Here is a 16,587-nt window from a genome sequence, read left to right on the forward strand (position 1 = left end):
TTCCCGTCGTGAGCCCGCGGAACGCTGCTCTATGCCGTCGTGGCGTTATATTGCTTATCCTCCAGCCTGGTAATGATATGGCTGGTCATGCCCGTCGCAAGCTCGCGCTCGCCGACAAACACTGTGCCGATCTTCTCGTTCTCCAGCAGCGCCGCTTCCTGCTCGCTGTGGCTGCGCAAAACGCATTCGATCGACGGGTTCAGCGCTTTGGCGATTTCCACCATGCGCCGCACACCGAACGTGTCCGGTATGGCAATCACCAGCATCTTTGCCCGCGCGATATGTGCCTGGATCAGGACTGCCGGTTCGGTGGCGTTGCCTGCCACGGCGGGAATGCCTTTCCTGCGCAGTTCATCGACCCGTTCCCGGTTTTCGTCGGCGACCACGAAGTGAATGCCGCGATGCATGAGTGCATCGGCAATGTTGCGCCCGACACGTCCGTATCCCACCAGCACCACCTGTCCGCTCAGCTTCACCCGGTCGGTTGTCATCGGCAGCTCCGCCAATGGGTCATCGCTGCGGGCCAGCTTCCTCGCCAGTGCGGAATGGGCAAACACGCGTGATTCGATCGGACGGATCATCGCAAAGACCAGCGGATTCAATGCAATCGAAATGATGGAGCCGGCAAGGATGAGGCTTTGCGCTTCCGGCGGCAGCAGCTTTAGCGAAACGCCAAGCGCCGCAAGGATGAAGGAGAACTCGCCGATCTGCGCAAGGCTGGCGGAAACCGTCAGTGCGGTAGATATCGGGTAGCGCAGGGCAATGACCAGAAGGAAGGCTGCCAGCGACTTGCCGAAGATGATGATGGCAACGACGGCGAGCACTTCGAGCGGGCGCTGCATCAACACTTGCGGCTCGAACAGCATGCCGACGGACACAAAGAACAGCACAGAAAACGCGTCGCGCAGCGGCAGCGACTCTTCCGCTGCGCGATGGCTCAGTTCAGACTCGCGCAACACCATGCCTGCAAAGAATGCACCCAGTGCGAAAGACACGCCGAACAGCTTTGATGAACCATAGGCAATCCCGACGGCCGCTGCAATCACGCACAGCGTAAACAGTTCTCGCGAACCGGTGCGCGCCACCCGCCACAACAGCCAGGGGAAAAGCTTGCGGCCGACGACAAGCATGAACGCGATGAAGGCGCCGACTTGGCCGAGGGTCATTGCCAGGGTGGCAAACAGGCTGCCGCCGGCGCCTGCGTCCTCGCCGCCCAGCCAGCCCGACAGCGGCGGCAACAGGACGAGCACCAAGACGGTCACCAGGTCCTCGACCACCAGCCAGCCGACCGCAATGCGGCCGTTGATCGAGTCGAGGATGCCGCGGTCTTCCAGCGCGCGAAGCAGCACGACCGTGCTGGCGACCGACAGCGCAAGGCCGAACACGACTCCAGCGCCGAAATCCCAGCCGACTGCGTAAGCCAGCCCCATTCCCAGTGCCGTTGCCGCCGCAATCTGCAGCACGGCGCCGGGCAGCGCGATCTTGCGCACTTCCAGCAGGTCATCCAGCGAAAAATGCAGGCCCACGCCGAACATCAGCAACATCACGCCGATCTCGGCGAGTTGGGAAGCCAGCGCCATGTCGGCGACAAAACCCGGCGTGGCAGGGCCGATCGCAATTCCCGCAAGCAGGTATCCGACCAGTGGCGGCAGGTTCAGCCTTAATGCAAGCATTCCAAATACAAGCCCCAGTCCAAGGGCTGCTGCAATTGTTGTAATGAGGCTAATGTCGTGAGGCATTAATGGTGTTCTCTGATTTTTTGGAAGCCGTGATTATGAGGGCTCGCGATTGCCTTGTGTGCGAAGCGGGGCTATGCAGCGCAGCGTGAACGGAGACTGCGTTGCCGTGCATGACCGCGGAGCGACATTGCATTTCCTGCAACAGGACATGCAATTTTATTGTTGCGTAATGTTGCCGTACGATAACTTTCGTGTCAGGATGAGTTCGGGTATCCCCCAAAGGCAGTCTCACGGACGGAGCGTCATCCGCGCTTTCTCAACCAACCGAGAGTCACATGAGAGCCGCACATATCTGCATTACCCGCCACGGTGAAACCGACTGGAACAAGCGTGGTGTGCTGCAAGGCTGGGTCGACGTGCCGGTCAATGAGCTGGGGCGCCGGCAGGCGCATGCACTGGCAGAAACGTTTGCGGATGCCGGCTTTGATGCGGTGTGGACGAGTCCGCTGCTCCGTGCGCGCGAGACTGCGCAGATCATTGCCGATGCACTTGGCTTGCCGCCGCCGTCCTGTCATGACGGGCTGAAGGAGCGGCACTTTGGTGCGATCCAGGGTATTCCGAAGGACGAGCTGGCGGAGCTGAACCCGGCGCTTCTCGCACAGATCCTGCGGCGCAATCCTGCTGCAAGCTTTGTCGGCGGAGAATCGATGGATGAGTTTGCCGACCGCGTAGTTGGCGCGCTTGCCGATATTGGTGCTGTGCATGGTGGCGACCGCGTGCTGGTCATTACGCACGGCTGGGTCATGGATGTGGCGACACGCCACATCGAGGGCCGGCCGCGCAACGCCATCCTTGCGATGAAGCGCAAGAACGGCGAAAGCCTGTGGATCGAGGCGACGCAGGCGAGCATGACTGCGGCGTCATTCGGCGAGAGCCTGCAACGCGCGGCGTGACCGGTATCCCTGCCGTGCCGCGTCCGATGATGAAACCGAGAGGAGAAGTCGCATGAACGTCACCAACCTGCCCAGCCTTCCGACCAGCATCGCGGCGGTCAATACGAAAGATGAAGTCAGCATTGCCGTGCTCAGGAAAGCACTGGACATGCAAGTCAACACTGCCGCAAACCTGCTGGAAGCGATTCCCACGGTCGGGAGCGCCAACCTGCCGCCGCACCTGGGCCAGAACATCAATACCACGGCCTGATACCGGTAACTCGCCACACTGCGCAGCGATCACTTGTTGTCTGCTTTGTTGTAGTCCTTGTTGTATGCCTTGCCGTGCGCGACCTAAGAAATCGCAGCATGCGGGTGAAAATACATGGCGAGTCCAGTCGCAGGCTTACCGTCACCAGCCCATCGCCAGCTCTTTGTCCCGGCATCCCCGGTGTCAGCATAGCCACCCTTCCGATCCTTTTCGATCGTCATCGAGCTGCGTCGCAATCATCTCAGCCCCCGCGAACCCATGCGCAGCCCTTGCCATCAGCGCCAGCCGCATTGGCGGCGGCATAGCGTTGCACCATGCCGGCAACCGCGCGTCGTGGCGCTCTCCGCCCTTGTCCCGCAGGCACACCGTCCTTGCTTGTTTGACGTTGCCCTGTGGAAATAACGCGGACACCGGCTTGACTCTTGTCAATCTTTTCAAGACGCAATCAGTGTGAGCGTTTCTAATACAAAAGTGACCGTATATCCTGCAGAAACAGTGTCCGGCAAGACAGGGCGTTGCCGTGCAGCTTACAACCGTGTTCCGCACTGTGCGTGCGGGCGTGTCCACTACAGCGATTGCGCGCTATGAAGAATCAGCTTTCCGAACTGATCGACCTCGTCACGGTGCAGCGGCTGACGGAGTCGCTTCGCGAGGAAAAAAACTTCTTTGACGACCTCATCCACAGCCTGCCCGGCATCTTCTACGTGCTGGACGAGCAAAGCCGCTTCGCACTATGGAACAGGAAGCTGTCCGCAGTGACGCAATACGCAGACGAAGAAATCGCCGGCATGCATGCGGGTGAAATTTTCCCGCCTGAAGCACAGGATGCGCTTCGCGAGCGCGTGCGCCGCGTTTTCGCGGATGGCCAGAGCGACCTCGAGGCACCGTTGCTGACAAAAGGCGGACAGCTGATTCCGCACTACTTCACGGGGCGGCGCACGCTGATCGATGGGCGACCCTGGCTCGTCGGCTTGGCCATCGACGTCAGCGAACGCCATGCGGCCGAAGTACGGCGCCGCGAAAGCGAAGAGAAACTGCGCAGCCTGTTCGATCTCTCGCCGCTGGGCATCGCGCTCACCGATATGTCGGGCAGGTTTGTCGAGTTCAATGACGCGTTTTTGCGCATCACCGGATATGACGCAGACACGCTGAGGCAGCTCGACTACTGGGTGCTGACGCCGGAGAACTATCACGAAGCGGAGTCGGGCAAGCTCGACGCCTTGTTGCGGACCGGGCGTTACGGACCGTATGAAAAGGAATACCGGCGTGCCGACGGCAGCCTCATCCCGCTGCGCCTGAACGGCATGCTGATCACCGGCGCCGACGGCAGCGCCTGCATATGGTCCATCGTCGAGGACATCACCATCCTGAAGCAGCACCAGAACGAGCTCAGGCGAATGGCACATTACGACGTCCTGACTGGCGTTCCCAACCGGGCACTGCTGGCAGAGCGCATGAGCCAGGCGATTGCCGCGACTGCGGCGGGAAGCAACCTTCTGGCGGTGTGCTATCTCGACCTCGACGGTTTCAAGCCGATCAACGATCGCTTCGGCCACGACGCCGGCGACCGTGTGCTCATCGATATCGCCGCGCGCTTGCAGGCCTGCCTGCGCGACACCGACACCGTGGCACGTATCGGCGGCGACGAGTTCGTCTTGTTGTTCGGCATCGACCGGCTTGAAGATTGCACGTCGTTGCTGGAGCGCCTCCTGTCGGCAGTCAGCGCGCCCATGCTCGTTGGCGGCCATGCGTACAGCGTGTCTGCCAGCCTGGGTGCCACGGTGTATCCCTTCGATAACGTCGACGGCGAGACATTGATCCGGCATGCAGACCGCGCGATGTATACCGCCAAACAGGAAGGCAAGAACCGGTACCACCTGTTCGATCCCGAGCAGGATCGGCGCACGCGCATCCAGTGGGAACAGATAGCGAGCGTCGGTGCGGCATTACGCAACAATGAGTTCGTGCTGGAGTTCCAGCCCAAGGTCAACATGCGGCTGGGATCGGTGGTCGGCGCGGAGGCCCTGATCCGCTGGGAGCATCCGTTGCGCGGGCGGCTGCCGCCCGGGGAATTCCTTCCTGCGATCGAATCGACTGACGAGATCGTTGCCGTGGGCGACTGGGTGATCGCCAGGGCGCTTGCACAGCTCGCCGAATGGCGCGAGGCAGGATTTGACTTGAGTGTGAGTGTTAACATCGCCGCCCGCCACTTGCTCCGCGACGATTTCGTCGCGCGTCTGCAAGCACACCTGGAGGCCTACCCCGTGCTGCCACGGGGCCGGCTCGAGCTGGAAGTCCTGGAGACGGCGGCGCTGGAGGACATCCAGCATGTCGCCGGCGTGATCCGGGCCTGCCGTGCCCTCGGCGTCAGTTTTGCGCTGGACGACTTCGGCACCGGCTATTCCTCACTGACCTACCTGAAGCTGCTTCCGGTCGAGACCGTCAAGATCGACCAGACGTTTGTCCGCGGCATGCTCGAGCAGCCGGAAGACATTGCCATTGTCGAAGGCATCGTCGGCTTGAGCAGGGTATTCGGACATCATGTCATTGCAGAAGGCGTGGCGACGCCGGAGCATGGCGCGGTGCTGCTGCGCCTCGGGTGTGAACTTGCGCAAGGTTATGGCGTTGCGCGGCCGATGCCTGCCGACGAACTGCCTGCATGGGTACGCACCTGGCAGCCGGACGGGCTTTGGCGCCAGCCATTGCCTGTTTCGTCATCCATCACGTTGCATTGACTCGGCATCGGGTGCGCCGGGGCGTGATTCCAGTCTTTGGAAGGTCTCGGGCTGTCGCTTGGATCGCGTGCTCCGCTGTTGAGCATGCCAGTTCAGGGCTGCATGATTTCGTCCTGCGGCGTGGCGCCCCGGTACTGCGGATATACAACACTGCGGCGCCTCTTGCGCGCCATTATTTGCCAAACTGACACTTCGGCCTTTCGTTCCCGCTAAAATGCACGTTCTCGCCTCGTTTCACGTGCCCAACGGGCAGCTTTGGGGTGATTCATGGACAAATCATCCAGGAAGAGAGCGTCGCCGTGTTGGGGTTCGATCCTCGTTCATTCATCATCATCTCAGGGGCACTTGGCATCCTGTGCACCTTCATCTTCTTCGTCCTGCACCGCAGTTTTCCGAAGGAGATCCGCGGACTATCGACGTGGGGATTGGCATGTCTCGTGATGGCGGCCGCGTCGCTCCTGTTTTCCTTGCGGGGCAGTATTCCGCTGACGTTCTCCAGCTACCTTGCCAATGTCATGCTGGTCTCGGGAATCTCGCTCATGTACTGCAGCCTGCAGGCGTTTTCCAGCCTGCCGGTGAGGAAGGGAAATATTCTGCTGCTGATTGCGGCGGTTGCGTTCGCACTGGTCTGGCCGACATTCATCGTTGATGACTACCGCATGCGCGTGATCCTGATAGGGACTGTGAATGCCGGCCTTTTTGGTGCGTGTGCGGTCGTCATTCATCGGCTGCAGCAAAAGGGCTTTGCCGAGTGGTTCACCGAGATTGTTTTCCTCTTTACGTCGGTCATCTGCTTTGTGCGCAGCATGGCGTCGGTGCTGCAGCTGGACGCGGCTGATCCTATCCTCGACGTGTCGCCGTTGCAGCACCTCTATCTGGCAACCTTCTCCTTCTCCATCGTCGCGTTGAGCCTCGGGTTCATGCTCATGGTGAATCGCCGGCTGCAGCGGCAGCTGGAATATGCCGCCGCCTACGACGACATGACCGGTGCCTGCCGGCGCGGAACCTTCTTCGACGCGCTGGACCGCGAGCTGTTGAAGTCGCGTCGCGATGGCCGGCCAATCTCCGTGCTGATGGTCGACCTCGACAATTTCAAGAGCATCAACGACCAGCTCGGTCACCTTGTTGGCGACCAGGTGCTCGCGGACTACGTGCAGAAGGCGCAGTACGTGCTGCGCAACTATGACCTTCTGGGGCGCTATGGCGGCGAGGAATTCATCGTGCTGCTGCCGAACACCTCGCAGGAAGAAGCGAGCGGCATCGCGGAACGCCTGCGTGCCGTGGCGGAGCAGGGCGTTTCGGGCGATTCGCTCATCTACACGGTCAGCATCGGTGTGGCGACTTGCGAGGGCGGGCATGTGTCGGCTGCAACGCTGATCGCCGCCGCGGACAAGGCGCTGTACGTCGCAAAACACTCCGGCAAGAACCGGGTGGAGATTGCAGACTGGCCGGCGCTTCCTGACGGTGGGCATGCGCTGTCACGTGCTGCGTGAGCGCCGCCCAAGCGCTATCCAAGCATCATCAAAGCATCATCAATGCGCCTGCAAGTGGCCGCGCAGGCGACCGATTGCTGCAGATCGCCGTGCGCGGCTTACGCCAACCCCAGCGCCTTCAGCCTGCGGTAAAGCGTCCTTTCACTCATTCCCAATTGCGTGGCAAGCTCGCGGCGTGTGCCGGTGAAGCCTGACGCTGCCTGTCTCAACACTTCATCCTGCGTCAGTCCGCGTCCGCGCAACGGCAGCGCCGCGGCGAGCGGTGCCGGTGCTGCCGCCGTCACACCCAGGTCGCGCGGCAGGTGCTCGGCGCGGATGACGCCCTGGTCGGCAAACAGGCGGGCGCGTTCCAGCACATTGCGCAGCTCACGGATATTGCCCGGCCACGCATACGCCTGCAGGCGCGCCATGGCAGCGGGTTCGACCGTCAGCTTCCCCTTTCCGCTACGCTGCAGGATGGAATTGATCAGCAAGGGAATGTCGTCGGGGCGCTCGCGCAGAGCCGGCAAATGGATCGGAAAGGCGCTGATCCGGTAGTAGAGGTCCTGCCGGAAGCGGCCGTCGGTCATCATCTGCTGCAAGGGCTTGTGGGTTGCAGCCACAAGACGGAAGTCGGCGCGCAATGTCTCCACGCCGCCCACGCGGCGGAAGGTGCCGGATTCGATCAGGCGCAGCAACTTCACCTGCATCGCAAGCGGCACATCGCCGATTTCATCGAGGAAGAGCGTGCCTCCCTCGGCGGTTTCGACCAGGCCATGCTTGCGCGCATTGGCGCCGGTGAAGGAGCCTTTTTCATGGCCGAAAAGTTCACTCTCGAACAGCGTCTCCGTCAGACCCGAGCAGTCCACGACAACAAACGGGCCGCTGGCGCGGTCGCTCGCTTCATGCACGGCGCGCGCAAACAGTTCCTTGCCGGTGCCCGACTCCCCCAGCAACAGCACAGGCAGGTTCGACGGCGCAACACGCTGCAGCGCGGAAAGGGCTTCGTTGAAGGTGGCAGAGCGCCCCACCAGCCCTTCCGCACTCGGCCGTGCGGACGCGCTGCGCACCACGGTGAGCTGCTCGACATAGGCGACGATCTGATGCTGGTCGTCGAGGATGGGCCTCAACTCCACGTCCACATGCTCCGGGCCGCGCGGTGTGTGATGGATGTGCAGCACGCGGTCGCGCGTTCCGGAGTCCGCAGCCTTTTTCATCGGGCAGTGCTCGCCAGCCTGGTCGCATGGCCGGTCGTAGTGATGCGAGACGCGGTAGCACTTGTGGCCGATGTAGGGTTTGTCGGCAGTGGCAAACTGCCGGCGGTACGCCGTATTGGCAGCGAGGATGTTGTAGTCCGGATCGAGCACGATCATCGGTTGCGGCTCCTGCTCGAGGTAGGAAAGCAGTGCCTGCACTTGCGGGGCGGTGGGCAATGCGCCGGGCGACACGCTGGCTGTCGTGGGCGAGGTGGATGGTGCGGGCGACGTGGGTGATATGGGCGTCAGGGACGTTGTCGCGGAATCGTGTGGCGAAGAGAAATCGTGCGGGACCATGCATGCTCCTTGTTGTCGTCCCCACTCTGCCAAGCGCTGCCAGCACTGTCAAGGCTTGATGACAGTGGCATCGTTGAAGGCATCGACTTTTTCGAGAAGTGCGTTACAAATCAGCGAGATAGGCGATTTTTCGGGCGCTAGATGTCTGGCGCGGGTTTTGCTCAATTGCAGACAGAAAGGGTGGCATCCTGCCACCGGTTTGTACGGAGAGAGCCATTGATCCCGCCCCGCGCGATGCAAGTCGAAGGATTTTTTGATCCCGCCACGTCCACTGTCAGCTACCTCCTGATGGATGTCGGCACGAAACAGTGCGCGCTGATCGACCCGGTGCTCGACTATGACGCGAAGTCGGGCCGCACCTCGACCGTGTCCGCAGACAGGCTGATCGCGCGCGTGCACGAACTCGGCGCAACGGTGCAGTGGATACTCGAGACGCATGTCCACGCCGACCATCTGTCGGCGGCTGCCTATCTCAAGCAGAAGCTGGGCGGGCGGATTGCGATCGGCCAGCATGTCACCGCGGTGCAGCAGGTATTCGGGCGCCTGTTCAATGCAGGCAAGGATTTCCCATGCGACGGCCGTCAGTTCGATCATCTGTTTGTCGATGAAGAGCGCTTTGAAGTCGGCAAGCTCTCCTGCCGTGCCATGCACACGCCGGGCCACACGCCTGCATGCATGACCTACGTCGTCACCGACGGCCGCGACATCGTCGCATTCGTCGGCGACACGCTGTTCATGCCGGACTACGGCACCGCGCGTTGCGATTTTCCCGGCGGCGACGCTCGCACGCTGTACCACTCGGTCAACAAGGTGTTGAGCCTGCCCGCACACGCGATTCTGTACATGTGCCACGATTACCCGCCCGGCGGCAGGGAGGTGCAGTTTGCGATCACCGTCGCCGAGCAGCGCGAAAACAATATCCACGTGCGCAACGGCATTACCGAGCATGAATTCGTCGCGATGCGCAATGCGCGCGATGCCCAGCTTGAGCTGCCTGCGCTGCTGCTGCCTTCGGTGCAGGTCAACATGCGCGCAGGACAGCTGCCGGAACCGGAAGAGAACGGCACACGCTACCTGAAGATTCCGCTTAATGCGTTCTAAATCGCGTTGCGGCTCAGGCCTGCGGGGAGCATACGGGCAGTAGAAACTGCTTTAACGACATCATTACTTTCACAAGGAGAGAAACATGCAAGCAAATGTTGGTGGTATTGATCGCATCCTGCGCATCGTCGTCGGCCTCGCGCTTATCGGGGCAACCGTGATGGGCGCCATCGGTGCCTGGGGCTGGCTGGGTGTCGTACCGCTCGCTACCGGCCTGTTTGGCTTTTGCCCGGCGTATCCGCTGCTGGGAATCCGTACCTGCAAACTGAAGAAGTAAGCCAGGGAGAACAAAGAACCAGTCGTCTCCTCGCCTCCACTCGGGACGAAACAACAGCAGCAGGAGCAGAAAAAACCAAGGCGCCGTTGAGTTCATCAACGGCGCCTTTTGTTTTGTCGGAGCCTTTTCCGGGCAGGATGTCCGCTGCCGTGCTGCGGGCCGATGCTCGGCCCCCCGGCGCAAAGAAAGGTGTTTTTTTACCGAGGCACCAGGAAGACCGCCTTCTCGTCCACTTCCACGTCGGTGTTGTCCTGGTCACGCACGACGAACCTGATGGAATGCGAGCCCGGCTCCTGCTTGCCGCCCGGTATCTGCACCCGCACAGGGACGGCGCGCGTGGTGGCGGCAGTCACGTCAACGGTACTTTCTGACGCAACGCGGGCGCCATCGATGCCCTGAACTTCGATGACATACCGGTGCTGGCGCTCGTCCGTGTTCATGACCTGCAGCTTGTACACGTTCTCGATCTTGCCGTCTTCCACCTCGCGCGGCATGCCGCGGTCGCGGATCACGTCCACTTTCAGCGGCAGGCGCATCGTCAGCGACAGGGCTGCGGCAAATGCGATCAGGCACAGGATGGAGGTGTAGATCAGCACGCGCGGACGCAGCACGCGCTTCCAGGTGGCGGAGCGGCTGAGCTTGCCGGTGAGGGCATTCTGCGTCGTGTAACGGATCAGGCCCTTCTCATAGCCCATCTTTTCCATCACTTCGTTGCAGCTGTCGACGCAGGCGGCACAGGCGATGCACTCGTACTGCAGACCGTTGCGGATATCGATGCCGGTCGGGCAAACCTGCACGCAGATGTTGCAGTCCACGCAGGAACCCAGGCCCATTGCCTTCGGATCGGCCTTCTTGCCGCGGGCGCCGCGCGGCTCGCCGCGTTCCGCATCGTAGGTAATGATCAGCGTGTCCTTGTCGAACATCGCGCTCTGGAAGCGCGCATACGGGCACATGTACTTGCAGACTTGTTCGCGCATGAAGCCTGCCATGCCGTAAGTGGCAAAGCCGTAGAAAAAGATCCAGAAGGTCTGCCAGGGGCCGAGTGCGAAGGTGGCAACCTCCTGCGCCAGCGTGCGCACCGGCGTGAAGTAGCTGACGAAGGTAAAGCCGGTCCACAGCGCGAATGCGCCCCATGTCAGGTGCTTGGCCGACTTGATGCCGAACTTGCGCGCAGACATCGGCGCCTCGTCCAGGCGCATGCGCGCCGGACGTTCTCCCTCGATCTTGCGCTCGATCCACAGGAAGATCTCGGTATAGACGGTCTGCGGACAGGCATAGCCGCAGAACAGCCGCCCTGCAATTGCGGTGAAGAGGAATAGCGACAGCGCCGAGATCATCAGCAGCAGTGCCAGGTAGATGAAGTCCTGCGGCCAGAAGACCAGGCCGAAGACATAGAACTTGCGTGCGGCCAGGTCGAACAGCACGGCTTGCCGGTCGTTCCACGTCAGCCACGGAACGCCGTAAAACAGAATCTGCGTGAACCAGACCATGACCCAGCGCCAGCTGGCGAACCATCCCGCCACCGAGCGTGGATAGATTTTCCTGCGTGCCGCATACAAGCTTTGCGTCATTTCGCCGGCGGCCGGCTTGATCGGTATGGTCTTGCTTCGTGATGTGCTCATTGCTTGCTGACTTTCGATTGGCGGCCCGCTGCCACGGGCCGATTGCCATAACGTTTACTGCTGTCCCGCCGATGAGTCCTTCTTGAAGGCGAACAGCCAGGAGAAGTACACAATCATCGCCAGCATGACGACAAAGACCGCGACGGTGAATAACCCGACGTCCGAGGTGAACAACAGTTGAAGTGCTTGCATGTCAGACTCCCTGTGGTTGAAAAATCCGATGCGTCAAAACCTAGGCCTCGCCGTTTTCGTCCTTTCCGATCACCAGCCGCGTATCGGTCAGGTACATGTGGCGCGGTACCGGCAGGTTGTCCGGGGCCGGCATGTTCTTGTAGACGCGGCCGGCAAGGTCGAAGATGGAACCGTGGCAGGGGCAGAGGAAGCCGCCCGCCCAGTCATCCGGCAGCGAGGGCTGCGCGCCCGGGGTGAACTTCGCCGTTGGCGAGCAGCCGAGATGGGTGCAGATGCCGATCGTGACCAGCACTTCCGGCTTGATCGAGCGGTGCACGTTGCGCGCATACTCCGGCGTGAACTCTTCCGGATTGCGCTGCGAATCGGGATCGACCAGCTTGTCCTTCAACGGATCGAGCGCGGACAGCATTTCCGGTGTGCGCCTGAGCACCCACACCGGCTTGCCGCGCCACTCCACGGTGCGCATTTCGCCCGGCGCAAGGTCGCCGATCTCCACTTCCACCGGCGCGCCGGCGGCTTTTGCCCGCTCGGACGGCTGGAAGGTGGATACCAGGGCGCCAACGGATGCCACCGCCGGTACAGCGGCTGCGGCGGTGGTGGCAATCAGCAGCATGCGCCGCTCGTCATTCGGTTGCAGTTCTGTCGTCATGGAAGTACCTGTCGCTCGTTGGGTAATGTTGACGAGCAATACGCAACATGTATGCCATGCAGTTAAAGCAGTCACTCTCATACTGGAAGACGCCGGAAATCCGCGCAACTGGCGGACTTGAGCCAGATCAAGAATAAACAGGGCCACCGTACGAAGCTGCGGGCTGGCAGGATTTTCTGCCATAACTGTCGAGTCGCTGCCACGTGTGGCATAACTGCGTGGTGCGGCTGCCGCTGCGTCAGTCGCCGGCTTCGGCAAAGGCCCGCCGGGCGCGGGAAAGCGAGGGCGACAGCGCAAGCCGGTTTTATCATTTCACTGGACCGGTTCTTGCGTGCAATTTGGATGTGCAAAAGATCATGTCACCATGAGATCCGATTGATGTTCACCAAGGAGTCCATCATGAAAACGACCATCAACTTCGCTGTCTTCGCGTCGGCCGCAATGCTGGCCTTATCCTCCTTTGCCGCAGGCCCCGGTGGAATGGGCGGCGGCGGAATGGGGGGAGGCGGTGGAATGGGGCCCGGCCGCATGGCGTTCGACCAGTCCAATGTGCGCGGCTGGTCGCTGATGACGCCGGAAGAGCGCATCGAGCACCGCAACAAGATGCACAGCTTCCAGACCTATGAAGAATGCAAGGCCTTCCAGGAAGAGCACCGTGTGCAGATGGAAGCGCGTGCCAAGGAGAAGGGCGTCACGCTTCCCGCACCACGCGCCAACGCCTGCGACCGCATGAAGGCTCGCGGCTTCCTCAAGTAGCGCAGGCAAAAGAAAAGGCGCGCCGGCAGAGCGGGCGCGCCTGGTTGGAGCAGGTCGGCAGGTTCTTCAGTGACTCGTTCCTGCGGAGCGCGTGATCTTGTTGTGCACGTTGTACTTGCCTGACGGCTTCTTCATCTTCAGGCGCTTGACCTCCTTCAGCGTCGCCGCCTCGTAGATCACCAGCTCGCCGTCGTTTTCCCAGATGCTGACCAGCGCATACTTGCCATCGCGGGTGAACTCGGTATGCGCAGCAACCTTGCCAGGGCTGGGGCGCAGTCGGGCGACGATCTCGAGCTTCTGCTTGTCGATGAGCTGGATCACGTCACGGTCCTTGGTGCTATTGAAGGCATCGACCCACGCATATGGCGTGTTCTCGTGGCTGCGCATGAAGAAGCCGGGACCGTCGGTCTTGATCTGCTTGACGGTCTTCCAGTTCGTCATGTCGACCACAGTAACCAAACCTTCCTTCAGGTTGGGTGTGGCCAGCACCGGCTTGCCCTGGTACTCCCAGGTGATACCCGAGCCGAGGTGCGGCATGCCCGGCAGCTCCACGTTCGCGACTGTGCGCTTGAGATCAAGATCCACCACCTGGCTGCGGCCCTCGCGCGAGGTGCCGATCAGGTATTCGTAGGTGCTGTTGAAGAAGAAGTCGTCAAGATAGTCCTCCGTCTTGATCCGCAACGGCGGGAAGGGGCCTTCGATAGGGATGCCCTCGCCCATTTGGTAGTCATGCACCAGTCCCTGATAGACCGGCGGCGCCTTGTCGTCATAGGTCATTTCCCATACTTCGGGGATGTCCTTCAAGGCGGCGACAAAGCTCTTGCGCGGTGCTGCGTCGTACACCGCCGACACGCGCGAGGTCTTGCCCTTGCCGTCGGTGACGTCGATCACGCGGATCGGCGTCATGGTGGCGGTATCGATCGCTACCAGCGTATGCGGCAGGTAGTTCGCCACCATCGCATAACGCCCGTCGCTCGATACCGCGAGGTTGCGGGTATTGATGCCGGCGCGGATTTCGGCCACCACCTTCAGGTTCCAGATGTCGTACTTGGTCACCCAGCCGTCGCGCGAGGCGAAGTACACATAGCGGCCGTCCGGCGAGAACTTGGGCCCGCCATGCAAGGCGTAGCGTGTCGGGAAGCGCGCGATCGGTTCGAACTTGTCGCCGTCGAGCAGCGTCGCGTGGTGATCACCGAGTTCTACCACGATGAACAGGTTCAGCAGGTCGGCCTTGAACACCGGCTTGTCGCCCAGCGTGCCCGGCTTCACATGCTCAATGCGCGACGCGCGGATCTGCTCCATGCCCCACTCGGGCGTCTTCGCCAGCGGCGTATAGATCAGCTCGGTCAGCGCCTTGATGTCGTCGCCGCTCAGCTTGCCGGCAAATCCCGGCATCTGCGTGGCGATGCGTCCCTCGGAAATGGTCGTGATGGCCGCCGGCTTGCGCAGGCGTTCGAGGTTGCCGGGCAACAGCGCAGGTCCGGTGCCGCCGAGACGGTCGGCGCCATGGCAGGCTGCGCAATTGGCCTGGTAAAGCGCGTTGGTATCGGATGCTGCAAAGGCCGACGATCCATACCAGAGGGCGAGCAAGGCTGCTGCGCCGGTTAATAACGTACGTCCGATCATGATGCACTCCCTGCAGTACGGATTTTGATATAGGGCTTGAGCTGCACGCGCTCCCGATCGCCGGTGACGCCGATTTCTTCGTCGCTCAGGTAGCAGGCGGGATCTTCTTCCCACGGATCGCCGGTCAGTTGCATCGCGCGCACGCGGGTATTGCCGCCGCACACATCGAAATAGGCGCATTCCGCGCAGCGACCTTTCACCGGCCGTGGGCTGGACTTCAGCCCGGCCATCAGCGGATCGGAAGTGTCCATCCAGATCTCGGAGAACTTGCGGTCGCGCACATTGCCGAGGTTATGGTTCCACCACATCGTGTCCGGATGCACGTTGCCGAGGTTGTCGATGTTGGCCACGTTCACACCGGACGAGTTGCCGCCCCATTGCGCGAGCTTGCCGCGCAGGTGCGCTTCGCGCTCCGGGAAGTGCTGGCGCACCCACTGCAGCAGGAACACGCCGTCGGCATCGTTGTTGCCGGTGACGAAGTCTTTCTCGATGCCGCGCTGCACGTTGTTCCAGACGGTGTTGAACAGCAGGTTCATCGCGGTGCGCGTGGTCTGCAGGAAGGCGTCGCGTCCGCGGTTCTTGTTGCCGCGCCCGGCGTAGTTCAGGTGCGACAGGTAGAACTTGTCGATGCCCTCGTCATCCACCAGCTTCAGCAGTGCAGGCAGGTCGTGTGCATTGTCCTGCGTCAGCGTGAAGCGCACGCCGACCTTGATGCCCCGGTCGTGGCACATCTGGACGCCGCGCAGCGACGCATCGAAGGCGCCTTCCTTGCGGCGGAACACATCGTGTGTCTCGCGGATGCCGTCGAGGCTGATGCCGACATAGTCGAAGCCGGCTTCCGCGATCGGATCAATATTGCTTTCATCGATCAGCGTGCCGTTGGTGGACAGGCCGACGTAGAAACCCATCTGCTTGGCGCGCTTGGCGATGTCGAAGATGTCCGGGCGCAGCAGCGGTTCGCCGCCCGACAGGATCAGCACCGGCACGCGGAACCCGCGCAGGTCGTCCATCACCTCGTAGACTTCTGCCGTCGAGAGCTCGCCGGCAAAGTCCTTGTCCGCAGAGATCGAGTAGCAGTGCTTGCAGGTCAGGTTGCAGCGGCGGATCAGGTTCCAGATCACCACCGGGCCGGGCGGGTTGCGCTTGGGGCCAAGCGGTGTGGGGACAGCGATTTCTCGCATGTATTCGCTAATACGGAACATAGTCTTTTCCTTACCCGACCAGTCGCAGGCCGGTTTTCTTCAAAATCTTGGTGCTGAACAGCACATCGTTGGCGCGCACATGCTCGCCGAGCAATTCCTTGATCTGCGCGATCTGGGAAGCCACGTCATCGCGGCTCTTGCCATGTACCATCGCAAACAGGTTGTAGCGCCAGTGCGGCAGGTGGCGCGGGCGGCGGTAGCAGTGGGTGACGAAGTCGAGCTTGCCGACTTGTTCGCCGAGCTCGTCCACCACCTCGTCGGGCACGTCCCACACCGTCATGCCGTTGGCACGGTAGCCGATCGCATAGTGGTTCGGCACCACGCCGATGCGGCGGATCACGCCGAGGTCAAGCAGCCTGCGCACGCGCGCCATCACGTCCTCCGGGTCGAGCTGCAGCTGCTCTGCAATCGCATGGTAGGGACGCGGCACCAGCGGCAGGCCCTGCTGCGTGGCGATGATGATCGCGCGATCAGTGGTGTCGATCGGCGCGGGCGTGGATTCAGCACGTTGGTTCATCGC

General features: G+C 61.7%; 15 protein-coding genes. 7 read left to right on the forward strand and 8 right to left on the reverse strand.

Annotation, left to right across the window (positions count from 1 at the left end):
- Positions 1-29: 29 nt before the first annotated feature.
- Positions 30-1,739 carry a cation:proton antiporter domain-containing protein gene (locus ACYVIA_RS20640; RefSeq protein ID WP_460844065.1) on the reverse strand — a complete coding sequence of 570 codons (1,710 nt, stop codon included), beginning with the start codon at positions 1,737-1,739 and terminating at the stop codon, positions 30-32.
- Positions 1,740-2,014: 275 nt separating this feature from the next.
- Here ACYVIA_RS20640 and ACYVIA_RS20645 point away from each other — a divergent pair, with 275 nt between their 5' ends.
- The 4 genes from ACYVIA_RS20645 to ACYVIA_RS20660 all read left to right on the forward strand — a co-directional run bounded on the left by ACYVIA_RS20645 (position 2,015) and on the right by ACYVIA_RS20660 (position 7,110).
- Positions 2,015-2,632, forward strand: coding sequence for a histidine phosphatase family protein (locus ACYVIA_RS20645; RefSeq protein ID WP_460844066.1), 618 nt, complete (start codon positions 2,015-2,017; stop codon positions 2,630-2,632).
- A 52-nt stretch (positions 2,633-2,684) separates the two neighbouring features.
- Positions 2,685-2,882 (forward strand): YjfB family protein, encoded by a 198-nt coding sequence (locus tag ACYVIA_RS20650; RefSeq protein WP_460844067.1) that lies wholly within the window; start codon positions 2,685-2,687, stop codon positions 2,880-2,882.
- Between the two features lie 584 nt (positions 2,883-3,466).
- Positions 3,467-5,617 carry a putative bifunctional diguanylate cyclase/phosphodiesterase gene (locus tag ACYVIA_RS20655; protein WP_460844068.1) on the forward strand — a complete coding sequence of 717 codons (2,151 nt, stop codon included), beginning with the start codon at positions 3,467-3,469 and terminating at the stop codon, positions 5,615-5,617.
- A gap of 260 nt (positions 5,618-5,877) precedes the next feature.
- Positions 5,878-7,110: a GGDEF domain-containing protein gene (locus ACYVIA_RS20660; RefSeq protein WP_460844069.1), complete on the forward strand. Its 1,233-nt coding sequence runs from the start codon at positions 5,878-5,880 to the stop codon at positions 7,108-7,110.
- 98 nt (positions 7,111-7,208) lie between these two features.
- Here ACYVIA_RS20660 and ACYVIA_RS20665 read toward each other — a convergent pair whose 3' ends face one another.
- Positions 7,209-8,642: a sigma-54 interaction domain-containing protein gene (locus ACYVIA_RS20665; RefSeq protein ID WP_460844070.1), complete on the reverse strand. Its 1,434-nt coding sequence runs from the start codon at positions 8,640-8,642 to the stop codon at positions 7,209-7,211.
- A 234-nt stretch (positions 8,643-8,876) separates the two neighbouring features.
- Here ACYVIA_RS20665 and ACYVIA_RS20670 point away from each other — a divergent pair, with 234 nt between their 5' ends.
- Entirely contained in the window at positions 8,877-9,743 is an 867-nt protein-coding gene (locus ACYVIA_RS20670) for an MBL fold metallo-hydrolase (RefSeq protein ID WP_460844102.1), read from the forward strand.
- Positions 9,744-9,828: 85 nt separating this feature from the next.
- A complete protein-coding gene (locus ACYVIA_RS20675) occupies positions 9,829-10,020 on the forward strand; it encodes a YgaP family membrane protein (protein ID WP_460844071.1) in 192 nt (63 codons plus the stop codon).
- 197 nt (positions 10,021-10,217) lie between these two features.
- Here the strand turns inward: ACYVIA_RS20675 and ccoG are convergent, their stop codons facing one another.
- From ccoG to petA, 3 genes are read right to left on the reverse strand one after another with little or no spacing between them, the layout of a single operon-like run.
- Complete coding sequence (gene ccoG / locus ACYVIA_RS20680) at positions 10,218-11,642, reverse strand: cytochrome c oxidase accessory protein CcoG (RefSeq protein ID WP_460844072.1); 1,425 nt, start codon at positions 11,640-11,642, stop codon at positions 10,218-10,220.
- Between the two features lie 54 nt (positions 11,643-11,696).
- Positions 11,697-11,834 (reverse strand): DUF3149 domain-containing protein, encoded by a 138-nt coding sequence (locus ACYVIA_RS20685; protein WP_460844073.1) that lies wholly within the window; start codon positions 11,832-11,834, stop codon positions 11,697-11,699.
- A gap of 40 nt (positions 11,835-11,874) precedes the next feature.
- Positions 11,875-12,483: a ubiquinol-cytochrome c reductase iron-sulfur subunit gene (petA, locus tag ACYVIA_RS20690; RefSeq protein ID WP_460844074.1), complete on the reverse strand. Its 609-nt coding sequence runs from the start codon at positions 12,481-12,483 to the stop codon at positions 11,875-11,877.
- Positions 12,484-12,882: 399 nt separating this feature from the next.
- Here petA and ACYVIA_RS20695 point away from each other — a divergent pair, with 399 nt between their 5' ends.
- A complete protein-coding gene (locus tag ACYVIA_RS20695; RefSeq protein WP_460844075.1) occupies positions 12,883-13,239 on the forward strand; it encodes a hypothetical protein in 357 nt (118 codons plus the stop codon).
- A gap of 66 nt (positions 13,240-13,305) precedes the next feature.
- Here ACYVIA_RS20695 and ACYVIA_RS20700 read toward each other — a convergent pair whose 3' ends face one another.
- Genes ACYVIA_RS20700 through ahbB form a run of 3 tightly spaced genes read right to left on the reverse strand, consistent with a single transcriptional unit; the run spans position 13,306 to position 16,584 of the window.
- Positions 13,306-14,865, reverse strand: coding sequence for a cytochrome D1 domain-containing protein (locus tag ACYVIA_RS20700; protein ID WP_460844076.1), 1,560 nt, complete (start codon positions 14,863-14,865; stop codon positions 13,306-13,308).
- Positions 14,862-16,067, reverse strand: coding sequence for a heme d1 biosynthesis radical SAM protein NirJ (gene nirJ / locus ACYVIA_RS20705; RefSeq protein WP_460844077.1), 1,206 nt, complete (start codon positions 16,065-16,067; stop codon positions 14,862-14,864). The genes ACYVIA_RS20700 and nirJ overlap by 4 nt, the downstream gene beginning before the upstream one ends.
- A gap of 10 nt (positions 16,068-16,077) precedes the next feature.
- Positions 16,078-16,584: a siroheme decarboxylase subunit beta gene (gene ahbB / locus ACYVIA_RS20710; protein ID WP_460844078.1), complete on the reverse strand. Its 507-nt coding sequence runs from the start codon at positions 16,582-16,584 to the stop codon at positions 16,078-16,080.
- Between the last annotated feature and the right edge of the window lie 3 nt (positions 16,585-16,587).

This window comes from Noviherbaspirillum agri (assembly GCF_054780595.1).

Excerpts from the sequence above, each read along its gene's own strand:
- ACYVIA_RS20675 (WP_460844071.1), top strand. The coding sequence starts at position 9,829 with ATGCAAGCAAATGTTGGTGGTATTGATCGCATCCTGCGCATCGTCGTC.
- nirJ (WP_460844077.1), bottom strand. The coding sequence starts at position 16,067 with ATGTTCCGTATTAGCGAATACATGCGAGAAATCGCTGTCCCCACACCG.
- ACYVIA_RS20650 (WP_460844067.1), top strand. The coding sequence starts at position 2,685 with ATGAACGTCACCAACCTGCCCAGCCTTCCGACCAGCATCGCGGCGGTC.
- ACYVIA_RS20640 (WP_460844065.1), bottom strand. The coding sequence starts at position 1,739 with ATGCCTCACGACATTAGCCTCATTACAACAATTGCAGCAGCCCTTGGA.
- petA (WP_460844074.1), bottom strand. The coding sequence starts at position 12,483 with ATGACGACAGAACTGCAACCGAATGACGAGCGGCGCATGCTGCTGATT.
- ACYVIA_RS20700 (WP_460844076.1), bottom strand. The coding sequence starts at position 14,865 with ATGATCGGACGTACGTTATTAACCGGCGCAGCAGCCTTGCTCGCCCTC.
- ACYVIA_RS20695 (WP_460844075.1), top strand. The coding sequence starts at position 12,883 with ATGAAAACGACCATCAACTTCGCTGTCTTCGCGTCGGCCGCAATGCTG.
- ACYVIA_RS20665 (WP_460844070.1), bottom strand. The coding sequence starts at position 8,642 with ATGGTCCCGCACGATTTCTCTTCGCCACACGATTCCGCGACAACGTCC.
- ACYVIA_RS20670 (WP_460844102.1), top strand. The coding sequence starts at position 8,877 with ATGCAAGTCGAAGGATTTTTTGATCCCGCCACGTCCACTGTCAGCTAC.
- ACYVIA_RS20645 (WP_460844066.1), top strand. The coding sequence starts at position 2,015 with ATGAGAGCCGCACATATCTGCATTACCCGCCACGGTGAAACCGACTGG.
- ccoG (WP_460844072.1), bottom strand. The coding sequence starts at position 11,642 with ATGAGCACATCACGAAGCAAGACCATACCGATCAAGCCGGCCGCCGGC.
- ahbB (WP_460844078.1), bottom strand. The coding sequence starts at position 16,584 with ATGAACCAACGTGCTGAATCCACGCCCGCGCCGATCGACACCACTGAT.
- ACYVIA_RS20685 (WP_460844073.1), bottom strand. The coding sequence starts at position 11,834 with ATGCAAGCACTTCAACTGTTGTTCACCTCGGACGTCGGGTTATTCACC.
- ACYVIA_RS20655 (WP_460844068.1), top strand. The coding sequence starts at position 3,467 with ATGAAGAATCAGCTTTCCGAACTGATCGACCTCGTCACGGTGCAGCGG.